9 protein-coding genes and 1 pseudogene are annotated in these 11136 nt (G+C 41.4%); 5 read left to right on the top strand and 5 right to left on the bottom strand.

The annotated features are described in order from the left end of the window. Positions 1-3: 3 nt before the first annotated feature. Together M8014_RS09105 and M8014_RS09110 are read left to right on the top strand one after the other, a co-directional pair. Positions 4-1689 carry an ADP-ribosylglycohydrolase family protein gene (locus M8014_RS09105; RefSeq protein ID WP_271282166.1) on the top strand — a complete coding sequence of 562 codons (1686 nt, stop codon included), beginning with the start codon at positions 4-6 and terminating at the stop codon, positions 1687-1689. A gap of 299 nt (positions 1690-1988) precedes the next feature. Continuing rightward, positions 1989-2621 carry a recombinase family protein gene (locus tag M8014_RS09110; protein WP_271282167.1) on the top strand — a complete coding sequence of 211 codons (633 nt, stop codon included), beginning with the start codon at positions 1989-1991 and terminating at the stop codon, positions 2619-2621. Positions 2622-2828: 207 nt separating this feature from the next. Here the strand turns inward: M8014_RS09110 and M8014_RS09115 are convergent, their stop codons facing one another. The 3 genes from M8014_RS09115 to M8014_RS09125 all read right to left on the bottom strand — a co-directional run bounded on the left by M8014_RS09115 (position 2829) and on the right by M8014_RS09125 (position 4568). Continuing rightward, the gene (locus M8014_RS09115) at positions 2829-3245 is read right to left on the bottom strand and encodes a lysozyme inhibitor LprI family protein (protein ID WP_271282168.1); all 417 of its coding nucleotides are present in this window, start codon (positions 3243-3245) and stop codon (positions 2829-2831) included. 15 nt (positions 3246-3260) lie between these two features. Further along, complete coding sequence (locus M8014_RS09120) at positions 3261-4121, bottom strand: NADH-quinone oxidoreductase subunit J (protein ID WP_271282169.1); 861 nt, start codon at positions 4119-4121, stop codon at positions 3261-3263. Between the two features lie 186 nt (positions 4122-4307). Further along, positions 4308-4568 (bottom strand): helix-turn-helix domain-containing protein, encoded by a 261-nt coding sequence (locus M8014_RS09125; protein WP_271282170.1) that lies wholly within the window; start codon positions 4566-4568, stop codon positions 4308-4310. A 99-nt stretch (positions 4569-4667) separates the two neighbouring features. On the opposite strand from M8014_RS09125, the gene M8014_RS09130 reads away from it, so the two are divergent. Then, positions 4668-5321: a LexA family transcriptional regulator gene (locus M8014_RS09130; RefSeq protein WP_271282171.1), complete on the top strand. Its 654-nt coding sequence runs from the start codon at positions 4668-4670 to the stop codon at positions 5319-5321. A 1331-nt stretch (positions 5322-6652) separates the two neighbouring features. On the opposite strand, the gene M8014_RS09135 is transcribed toward M8014_RS09130, so the two are convergent. Beyond that, positions 6653-8641, bottom strand: a complete 1989-nt coding sequence (locus M8014_RS09135; protein WP_271282172.1) for a recombinase family protein — start codon at positions 8639-8641, stop codon at positions 6653-6655. Positions 8642-8684: 43 nt separating this feature from the next. On the opposite strand from M8014_RS09135, the gene rimO reads away from it, so the two are divergent. Continuing rightward, on the top strand, positions 8685-9992 hold the full coding sequence (rimO, locus tag M8014_RS09140; RefSeq protein WP_418939604.1) for a 30S ribosomal protein S12 methylthiotransferase RimO: 1308 nt from the start codon (positions 8685-8687) through the stop codon (positions 9990-9992). An 82-nt stretch (positions 9993-10074) separates the two neighbouring features. Here the strand turns inward: rimO and M8014_RS09145 are convergent. Beyond that, positions 10075-10380, bottom strand: a pseudogene (locus M8014_RS09145) (SIS domain-containing protein); the annotation flags it as partial. A 150-nt stretch (positions 10381-10530) separates the two neighbouring features. Between M8014_RS09145 and M8014_RS09150 the strand changes: the two are divergent. After that, on the top strand, positions 10531-10953 hold the full coding sequence (locus M8014_RS09150; protein ID WP_271282174.1) for a hypothetical protein: 423 nt from the start codon (positions 10531-10533) through the stop codon (positions 10951-10953). The last annotated feature ends 183 nt before the right edge of the window (positions 10954-11136 follow it).

The following is an 11136-nucleotide window of genomic DNA, read 5'->3' on the forward strand; positions in this document are numbered from 1 at the left end:
AAAATGAACTCACTCAGAAAACAAAAAGTCATAAATTCCGCACTATGGGCCGCCGCTGGTGATGCTATTGGCTGGATTTCTGAACTAACAGATGAAAGTGGCTTAAAGCGTAGGATTAACGATACCTACCTTCTAAAACCTGTGAGCTGGAACAGAAAAATTGGAGGATACTCAGGAGTAACAGTGAGCCTCCCAGCAGGAACATACTCAGATGATACACAATTAAGATTAGCTGTATCGAGATCTATCAGAAGTAATGGGGAGTTTGACACAGAGTCATTTGCAAAAATAGAACTTCCAGTCTGGTTATCTTATGCTTTAGGTGCTGGCAAAGCAACGAAATTAGCCGCTACAAACCTCATGCGTAAAGATACAAATTGGTTTTCTAATTTCTATAAAGTTAACGGAATTGATTACACAAACTCAGGTGGAAATGGAACCGCCATGAGAATACAACCTCATGTATGGAGTTGTAAAAACCTCTCAGAGAGAAAATATGTTGCATCTGTAATCAAAGATTCCTTAGTGACTCATGGGCATGTATTAGCAATGTGCGGTGCACTATTACACGCTGATACATTACAGTACGCATTAATAAATGGTAAACCTGCTGGCCCTACAGAAATCAATAGCTTTATTGATAACTTCACTTCTATACCTGAAGTTATTCATGAAATCTACGAGTTAAATAATTTCTGGCTCCCTAACTGGGAAATTATTTCCGGAAAAAAACTGCACGAAGAAATTGAGAGAGTTCGTATTGAATCAAAAGCATATCTCTCAAAATCTCTCAATGCAGCAAAAGAATATAGTGACCTTTCAGAGAAATACAAATCAGCAATTGATGCCCTTGAATGCAACAAAGAATCAAGAAAAGGAACGGCTACTAACACAGCGATTGCGAGTGCCTTACTTTGTCATTTTTATAAAAACTCAACCCCATACGAAGCAATTATTTCATGTGTCAATTTATTAGGCACTGATACAGATTCGATTGGGAGTATGGCAGGGGCTATATTGGGATGTTACAGCGACCTTCCGGAATGGGCTATTCAAGATAACAAATATATAATTAGCGAAGCCAGCAGATTAAATGATATAGCGGAAGGGATTCCAACCAAAAACTTTGACTATCCTAATATAAACAAATGGCAATCGCCACAAACACAGAGCGATACATTAGTTAAAAATAAGGATGGTATATACCATATCATTGGATTAGGAAAGGTAGCCTTATCAAATTCTGCTGGTTCGAAGAATAAAAACTATGAGTGGCAATGGATGCAACTCGAGTATGGTCAGACAATTTTAGTAAAAAGTAAAATAGGTGATATTAAGTTAGCTGATCCAACTCAACTTCGCGAGAATGAGTTACCTCTCAAAAATGAAATCACATCAGAACAAATGGCTATATCAAAAGAGTCTGAACGACAAAGAGAGGTAATTAAAGCCGTACCGTCTGCTACAAGTTCATATAAGTATGAACAAAACAGTTTTAATTATGATTATGCGGATTCTGATAAATTAGATCTCGATGATCTAACTACAAATTTAATCAAAAACGGTTTTAGTGAACGAGAAATAGGTCATTATCTTATAAAACTTGCAGATAAAAAAGGTCTTGATTCTTGTGTAGCATTTGCAGCTATCATTGGTAAGGCTTTCATCACAAGGAAGAAAAAACAATAATGCATTTAACGGGCCAAAGTTTAAAATTTTGTCCCGTTTTCTACAAAATCATGGCTAACTTCATATATAAGCTATCAAAATATCTTTCTCAAAAATGCACATACATCTCTGCTAATAAAACCCTTGGTTGATAACATTTCAAATTAGTACACTTTCTTTTACCTTTCTTATGGTTTCAAATAAGTATACCCCATGCAGACTTATAATTTGCCTTTCTGTAATGGTTCACTAAATCGATTTTACAACTTAAAAAGGACCGAATATAATGAACCATGTAAAATGAACTTCAGGAGGATACAATGCGTATTTGGGGCTATTTAAGGGCTTCAACCCAAGAACAAAATGCTTTACGAGGGAAAGTAGATCTTGATGAATTCGTAAGCACACATGGTATGAAAGTCTCAAAATACTTTATCGAGAATGTTTCTGGTGCAACATTGCAACGTCCGCAACTATTCCAATTACTTGATATTGCAGAATCGGGCGACATACTTCTATGTGAACAGGTTGACCGCCTGGCCAGGCTGACTAACAATGATTGGAAAAGTCTTCGCACCCTCATCGAGTCAAAAGGAATTAGAGTTGTATCGTTAGATCTTCCAACCAGCCACCAATTATTGAAAGGAAGTACTGATTCACTAACTTCTCGAATGTTCGAATCAATGAATACGATGATGTTAGATTTTCTGGCAGCATTCGCCCGTAAGGATTATGAAGATCGCAGACGTCGCCAAAAACAGGGAATTGAGAAAGCTAAAAGTGAAGGAAAGTACAAAGGCCGTCCTGTAGATGAAAATCTTAGAAAAAAGGTTAAGGAGCTGCTTTCAGATGGTAAAAGCTGGAATCGAATTCAGGAGTTATTAGGTTGTTCAAGAGCCACTATATCTAAAGTTTCAAAGCTACAAACAGATGAAATTAGAAATGAGCTATGATTCATAGGTATTTCAGTGAGACCGAACGCTTACTCCATAGAGTGATGCACATGTACTTTGATGAAAAAACGGATGATTATTTTATGTTCGGAGTTCTTCTTTGTGAATGGAGTGATGAAAGTACTGCAAGAATTATTAATAGCGGTTTCCCACCAGCCCTGACGCATCGATGGCAATAAAAAAGGTAGCATACGCTACCTTTTAACATCAACCACCAAGATTTGTACTATTCCTTAGTCGATAAAGATCTAATGTTTTATCGCGGATGATATTCATTTTGCTTTCAGCCGCAATCAAGCTCCAGATAGTACCTTCTTCTTTTTTATAAAATCCCTCAATTCCTTTGTTGTACAAATCTCGGTATCTAATCCATTGCCTTTGCGAGTCTCTTAAGGTAATACGCACATTTTCAGGCTGATCTTTCATTAGCAGTTTGTACTGATTCCCAAGCTCAGTATCCCAAGCAGTCGTAGCTTTTATATAGCAATTCTGTGAGTCAATAGTACTAACAGCATCCATCTTGCATTTTTGTAATGAACTATCAATATTTTGCTTTAGTTCCTCAGCAGAGGCCGATAGACAAAATAGCAAACTTGAACTTATAACCACCGCTTTGAAATACATAGTACCGAGCCTATTTTAATTATTAATTTGTACTGTAACACGTTGTTCTATCTCATTAAGATGAGCCACACCACATTTTTCTAATTGAGAACGTGCAAAATCGATGTCATTCTTGGTTCTTTTAATTTCGGGATCTGTCGTAGGACTTCGACCGCCAGCGAATGGGGATGTTCCACTTTGCCTTAAGGCATCAGAAGTTTCATTCCAGTACTCAATGGCTTGCTCAGATGCTTCATTAGCAGCTAAAAGCCGAGTGAATTCGTTTGAACACGATTTCTTTTGAACAGCAATAAAATCATCAACCCAAACGCCATGTTGCTTGTAGATATTTTCAGCTACTAAGTGCTTACCACTGCTTCTGTCAAGGCTGTTAATCTTACTTTCGATGTAGTCTTTGTTCTTTTTTTCTAAAGTAGCAACGGCAGCTTGTTCATCGGCTAATTTTATCGACTCATCTTGCTTAGCTTTAATATCAATCCACTTTTCTCTATCAAAGATCCCTGAACTCTTCGCTTTAGAGAATTGGTCTTCAACCGTAAAACCCAGATTCTTTCCTTGTACGTCCATCATGAACACATTAGCTTGCCCAGCTATTAGTAATAAAATGACAATGATAACAGGCAGAAGATAGTTATTGAAAAACTTTGGCAACTTCTGCGTTAATCCAGGATAGTTTTCTTGAATAGATGGAATGGCTATAACTGACCACCATAATGAAACGATCAAAACCATAGTCCACATTACTAAAGTAATTAATGCGAGTAATGCAGTAGAAAATGACATCCCTGGTTCACTGAATGTACTAAGATAATCATATACAATGAATGCCATGATTAACCCAAATCCCATGTAAACAAAAAACTGTATTTTTTTCATTATTACTTTTCCTTGTTATTTTAATACTCGCTTTATATTACCGTGAGAATCAACTTCTACTCTGACAAGTTTTCTACATGCCCCGCAAGAACCTACACCTGTACCACTGCTTTTAATTCCGGTGTTTACTGTCGTTGTACTTCCACAATGTGGGCAAGTCACCGTATATGTTGCATAAGCCACAATTTATTCCTCATTGTTGTAACGTTCAGGCCAGATTTCTTCTCGTTTTACTCCGATAAAATCGGCAATGATCTGCTCACCTTTAGGCCAATGCCTTTCAAGGGCGTTGTATAGCGTTCGTTCATGCAGGCCGTTATCTCTGGACAGCTTAGCCAACGTACTACCCTTTTTACGTATAGAAGCCAGTACGTCTGCTCTATGCCAGTTTTGAGTACTGGTATTTAATTCCTTTTTTTGAGATCCTTCTTGTTTATGATTCTTCATTATGATCACTCATTACTTAATCATGAACATGATTGATCATTAAAATGAACAAGTCAAATCGAATTAGGAACAGTATTCCTTAAGTTGAATGGCGATAGAATGATCGATAAAAAGCAGAGCATCAAAGAGTTCAGTGAACGCCTAAAGCAGGTCATAGCATCTCTTGAAACGACGGGTAGAGAGTTCGCGACACGTGCAGGTATTGGCTATAGTACCGTGCATAACTATCTTCATGCTGCATCAAGCCCCACTCTTGATAACCTGGTGCTGCTCGCTAAAGCAGGTAATGTATCTGTTGAGTGGCTTGCTACAGGTCAACAAACAAGTACTCTAAATGCTGACTCAGAGGTCGTATTTGTGCCTTTTATTGATCAGAGTAGTGAGGTACTAAAGTTGGACACTCAGCTACTTGTGACGAGGGAATCGCGTTCTCTTTCCGCGATCAGGGTCAACACTGACGTAATGCACCCCACTTTCTTACCAGGGGCTATACTGCTGATTGATAACACCGATACAAAATTGACTGATAACAAACTCGTTGTATTAAAGCAAAGAGGGAATTATTTATTTAAGAGAGTACAAGTACTCATGGAAGGGATCCGTTTGCTTAGTGACAACGACAATTATCCAGCAATCACAGTTGCTAATGATGAAATAGGAAACATTAATGTCGTTGGGACTGTAGTGTTGATAATTAACCATATAAAACAAGAAACACAAACGTCAAATAGCCACGGGGAAAAAAATACATAATAAAAAATGAGTTCTGTACATTTTCAGATAATACACACATATGATGTACCTAACTCACATGAGATATGTTATTATTGTAATCAATAAAAACAGCAGGCACACATTGTTAATTAAAACAAACCAAATTATTGTATTTTAAAATAACCGTACTTCCTCCTTATGTACCTTATGAAATACAGATTAATTATCGAGAAGATCTTAGTAACATGTACCTGTATCATTAAATTTTATTTTGAATCCATTCGATATCTGATTGCAATTAATTTTGATAATTAACAAGCATTATTCAACTGTCTCGCTTTTCAAGCGAACCAGGAATTTTCACTCGAATTAATCTCACTTCGCTCGCTTAATTCTCATTCAATTCATATTTCTTTTAATCATTTATTGAGTAGTTTAAACAACACTACTTGACGGGATTTCTTAGATACATTTCTATCCCCCGCAAGGGGGAAGAAAACCCAAAAGATACAATAATTCTGTAACTCTTGACGCTGATACTCATCAACATTTCATGTCGTAAATTTCGGACGGATCTTTATTGTACTAATCCAGAACGAGCGGAAGCGGGTTGCCCTGTTTCTTCCTATCACGGTTCTTATGCAACGGTCATGGTTATTCACCATTCATATTATAAAGACTACATGAACAATCTTTATAATTGTCTAAGTACTCAAATTCAGAACGGATCTATATTGTACATTTCCGTTGCCAAATTCTATTACGAGTAATAGACTCCCTTATACCATTTGGTAAGCGTTGGCCTATATGTCTATCGAGGAACCTACGGGATATTATCCGGTTCTTTATTGAGCCACATTGCCGTGTCCTGTATAATCTCCACGGGTTTCATTTGCTCATCGTTCTGTCTGGACAACTCATCTGCCATCTACATTTTCGATAGGATCAGGTTCTAATTTATTATACCAAGGGTAATGAAGCTAATGTCATTACCCCACGACTAAACGGGTATACCAGCAGGATTTTCAACTACACTTATAGTATAGGACATAACTTAATTTTGTTTCATTTTTCTTTATTACTCCCTATAAATATCTACCGATATTTATAGGGAGTAATAATAAACTTTCAATCAGTTTACTTCTAAATTATTTTAATATATTCACACATGTAAATGCACGCTAAGGAATCTGCCTTCACAACACAAAACAATATAATATAACTGCACGCTATTTTGGTTTCAAAAATCAAAGTGATTGTTTACTCAAATAAAAACAACCGCTGTTTTTATTTGAGTGTTTTTATTATCGGGTGAAAGATTTTATACCTAATAAAAATTCAAACATGAGTTTTATCTTGAACGATGATAGTTATTCATTCAACATCTTTTTAACACGATACACCTCAATAAATTCTTTACGCTTTAATCCACTATCCTTTATCAATGCCGCTATATTAGTAGGTAAAGTACCTTTAACTACAAGTGTATGGCGTTCACCTTTGTAGTTCACAACAACTCTTTCATTGCCACTGGTGTTAGGCCAGAACATCTTCCCATCTATCGCGGGGTATCCAACTACAGGCAAGATTTCATCCATTACATGCTTCAGTAATTTCAGAAACTTTCCTCGCAACGTATCTAACTGTTCAAATATCTTGTTCAGTACATCCGTGCCAAGAGCATTACGAATGTCCAGATCGCTTTCAGTATTTTTATCGATACTGGAAGTATAGTATTCAACATCAAATTTCCAGTTAGGTTTCCTGTTCTCACCAGCGAATACGAATACCACATCGTTACCAATCAGTTTAATCCTGACAGATATGCAGCCATCAACCTTGTCTATTGTTACTTCTTCAATGATTCTATCAATTACACTTCTAATTTTATTGCGTATCTCATTCGATGTATCAATCATCACATTCCATTGAATCATTTCCAAGAAATCGAACATCGCAATTTCGAAAGAACCTTTATTTTCGTAGATAGCTTTTCGTTGAACTAAACGATCAATATCTTTTATTAGTTTTTCTCTTTCTTGCTGTAACTCAATCCCTTTATTGATCATCTGTTCAAGCTGAAAACCCTTCTCAATCGCTAAAGTTATATTTGCAATGCTTTTATCTAATTCTATTAACTTATCGTTCAGTATTTCAATCTGCTTTGTAATAACTTCAGTATCAAAACCGGTTTTTCTGTCAGTATCCATATAACCGATAATTAGAGAAATGATAGTACAATGATCAATAAGCATTGCATTAACAGACCAACCAGTACAATTTTTTTGTAAGTGACGACCATTAGTACAGATGTATCGCGGCTTCCCTTTATTCATAAAAGAGTTCATTGTGCCGCCACATCTACCACATCTTAGAATGCCAATACCTGATAACAGTTTGATGTTCACCGTTCCAGTACTGTCTTTCGAATGATAAGCGTTCTTACTTCGGACTTCTTGTAACTTAATAAATTCAACTTCATCAGTACATAAAGATGGATAATAACCTTTTAATACATATATTGTTTCGGGTTCAGTACTTTTATCACTCCAAATATCTTGATTGGCTTGTTTCTTCTTACTCGGTTTTTTGTTCAGCACTATAGTACGCTCACCGATTAAAGCCCGGTTTTTACGCATACGGATTAGCATCTGGTAATCCCATTCACCACCACCAACAAAGCCTTTTGGGTACTTGTCGTCTAAGTATCTTTTGACTTTGTAAGCACCATGACCCGCCATGAAAAGATCGATAATCTCTCTTGCAATAGGCCAATACTGTTCGTGCTTCTTAACAGCTTCGTACTGCGAACCACTTTCATCTATCCACCAGGGATGTTTACCAACGCTTTTAATATTCACTGGTAAGCCATCTCTGAATCGCTTAACCAAAGCCTCTACATTACCTTTAGTACGGTTTGCCTTAGTCTTACTCTCTTCATGACTACGACTGAAAAGTAGTAATGAAACCATCAGTTCTGTCGCATTGTCATTTACGGACTGTAAGGTATAGATTCGCCTATCCATACCGGTTACGACTGTTAAACCTAAGTCCAGTAATCGTATGAAAAGCGTTTGGGCTTTGGTCGGTGATTGCCTGGTTATGCGGTCAAGGTTCTCGACATAAAGCCATGAATCACGGTCTATCACCCCACCCTCTACCGCCGAAATGAAGTCGGCTAATTTACCCTCATTTGCGTTCTTTCCACGGTATGCACTTACGCCTGGATCGATGATTTCTACCAGCTTTAAACCCTTCTCACGAGCAAAATCACGAGCACTGGACATTTGGCGGTCCAATGTCGTCGAGTTCCCCTGCTTCTCTGAGGACCATCTGACGTATGAATATAATTTGGTCATGTGTATAATCCGCCTTTTCCCGAGCAATGTATTGTACAAAAATATGGCAAAGATTGGATTTATATCATTGGGCTGTCCGAAAAACCTGGTGGATTCCGAACGTATCCTGACCGAACTTCGCACCGAAGGCTATGACGTCGTGCCAAGCTACGACAACGCCGACATGGTGATCGTTAACACCTGCGGCTTTATCGATAGCGCCGTGCAGGAGTCTCTGGAAGCCATCGGTGAAGCACTCACTGAAAACGGCAAGGTGATTGTCACCGGCTGTCTGGGTGCCAAAGTCGATCAAATCCGCGAAGTTCACCCGAAGGTGCTGGAGATTACCGGCCCGCACAGCTACGAGCAGGTGCTGGAACATGTGCATCACTATGTGCCAAAACCAAAGCACAACCCGTTCCTGAGCCTGGTGCCGGAACAGGGCGTGAAGCTGACTCCGCGTCACTACGCCTACCTGAAAATTTCTGAAGGCTGCAACCATCGCTGCACCTTCTGCATTATCCCGTCCATGCGTGGCGATCTGGTGAGCCGTCCGATTGGTGAAGTGCTGGCCGAAGCCAAGCGCCTGGCCGATGCGGGCGTCAAAGAGCTGCTGGTGATCTCCCAGGACACCTCCGCCTACGGCGTGGACGTGAAGCACCGCTCCGGTTTCCACAACGGCGAGCCGGTGAAAACCAGCATGGTCGGCCTGTGCGAACAGCTCGCTAAGCTGGGCATCTGGACGCGTCTGCACTACGTCTATCCGTACCCGCACGTTGATGATGTGATTCCGCTGATGGCGGAAGGCAAAATCCTGCCATACCTGGATATCCCGCTGCAGCACGCCAGCCCGCGTATTCTGAAGCTGATGAAGCGTCCTGGCTCCGTTGACCGCCAGCTGGCGCGCATCAAACAGTGGCGTGAAATCTGCCCGGATCTGACCCTGCGCTCCACCTTTATCGTCGGCTTCCCGGGTGAAACCGAAGAAGATTTCCAGATGCTGCTCGACTTCCTGAAAGAGGCCCGTCTGGATCGCGTGGGCTGCTTCAAGTACAGCCCGGTGGAAGGCGCTACCGCCAACGAACTGGCCGATCAGGTGCCGGAAGAGGTGAAAGAAGAGCGCTGGAACCGCTTCATGCAGCTGCAACAGCAGATCTCTGCTGAACGTCTGCAGGAAAAAGTGGGTCGCGAAATTCTGGTGATCGTCGACGAAGTGGATGAAGAAGGCGCGATTGGCCGCAGTATGGCCGATGCCCCAGAAATCGACGGCGCGGTCTACCTGAACGGCGAAACCAAGGTGAAACCGGGCGATATCGTGCGCGTGAAAGTCGAAAACGCTGACGAATATGACCTGTGGGGTAGCCGGGTTTAATCCGCCCCTGCATAACGCCTGATGGCGCTGCGTTTATCAGGCCTGGGAATAAGGGGACTTTACGTCCCCTTTTTTATTTCTCTTAATACTCGAACTGCCGGTAGGAGCGGCGAATATCCAGGCTGTGGCCGGTGTAGTGCTCAAAATGGGCGGCAAGACGGTCCACCAGCAAGGTTGGGATGATGCATGGCGCCAGCAGCCAGCGGAACGCATCGTCAATCCCCGCCAGGGCGTACTCACGTGGATCAAACACCACCAGGTTATCGGTAATTTTCACCGCAAAACGCTCCACGCGATCGTCCAGCGCCCGGCATTTGCCCTCACCCTTCACCAGGAACAGCGGGACATCTTTCTCCAGCAGTTCGAGGGGGCCATGGAAGAACTCCGCTTTTTTGCGAGGCGCCTTCCGGGAATGTTTTTCCCGGCTTGTCGCCACTAACGCTTCGCAGTATCTTCCTGATGCGCCTGCAAAATCAGGCGCCGGGATTGGCCTCCGATAAAGTTACAGGATCCACTCACTTTATCGGAGGCTGCCACTATGGCTACTACCCCAACCCATGCTCAGGCATTATTTATCGTACCTTTCTCTCACAACACCGACTTCACCGAGCTGGCGAACCACTGTGAACGCTTTGCCCATACCCTGCTGGAAACCGACGACCCGACGGAAAAACTGGCGCTCTGCGCCCGCCTTTCAGCCTGTCTTGCGCTATTGCAGCCAATGCTTAACGAGCCGATTCCGCCACACCTGGTGGAGCATTTTACCCTGACCGATCTGCCGTCCCGTCTGCCCGCATTTGAACCGGAAAGCGATCTGCTCGGGCTGTACTGCCAGACCATTACGCAATTGCTGATCAGCAACGTATTACCGCGGGATATGGCCGAGGTGATGGAAGGGCTGCTGTATGAACTGGTGAACTTCTACGCCGATACTCTGAACGCACCGCGCTGGCTGCGTTGAATAACTGAGGAAGGTTAACGGGGGAATGTGGGCGTTGTTCCCCCTCACCCTCTCCCTGTACAGTCCGGGGACATGGTAGACAGATGTTCGGGGACAGGGTGAACACTTTTTAACATCCTTTACCCATGGTGATCGACTTTCTTTTCAGGTCGATCACCCCCACTTTTGTGCTGTACCACCATA

The sequence above is a fragment of the Silvania hatchlandensis genome (assembly GCF_025564065.1).
GTDB lineage: Bacteria > Pseudomonadota > Gammaproteobacteria > Enterobacterales > Enterobacteriaceae > Enterobacter > Enterobacter hatchlandensis.

Excerpts from the sequence above, each read along its gene's own strand:
- M8014_RS09150 (WP_271282174.1), top strand. The coding sequence starts at position 10,531 with ATGGCTACTACCCCAACCCATGCTCAGGCATTATTTATCGTACCTTTC.
- M8014_RS09120 (WP_271282169.1), bottom strand. The coding sequence starts at position 4,121 with ATGAAAAAAATACAGTTTTTTGTTTACATGGGATTTGGGTTAATCATG.
- rimO (WP_418939604.1), top strand. The coding sequence starts at position 8,685 with ATGGCAAAGATTGGATTTATATCATTGGGCTGTCCGAAAAACCTGGTG.
- M8014_RS09135 (WP_271282172.1), bottom strand. The coding sequence starts at position 8,641 with ATGACCAAATTATATTCATACGTCAGATGGTCCTCAGAGAAGCAGGGG.
- M8014_RS09115 (WP_271282168.1), bottom strand. The coding sequence starts at position 3,245 with ATGTATTTCAAAGCGGTGGTTATAAGTTCAAGTTTGCTATTTTGTCTA.
- M8014_RS09110 (WP_271282167.1), top strand. The coding sequence starts at position 1,989 with ATGCGTATTTGGGGCTATTTAAGGGCTTCAACCCAAGAACAAAATGCT.
- M8014_RS09105 (WP_271282166.1), top strand. The coding sequence starts at position 4 with ATGAACTCACTCAGAAAACAAAAAGTCATAAATTCCGCACTATGGGCC.
- M8014_RS09130 (WP_271282171.1), top strand. The coding sequence starts at position 4,668 with ATGATCGATAAAAAGCAGAGCATCAAAGAGTTCAGTGAACGCCTAAAG.
- M8014_RS09125 (WP_271282170.1), bottom strand. The coding sequence starts at position 4,568 with ATGAAGAATCATAAACAAGAAGGATCTCAAAAAAAGGAATTAAATACC.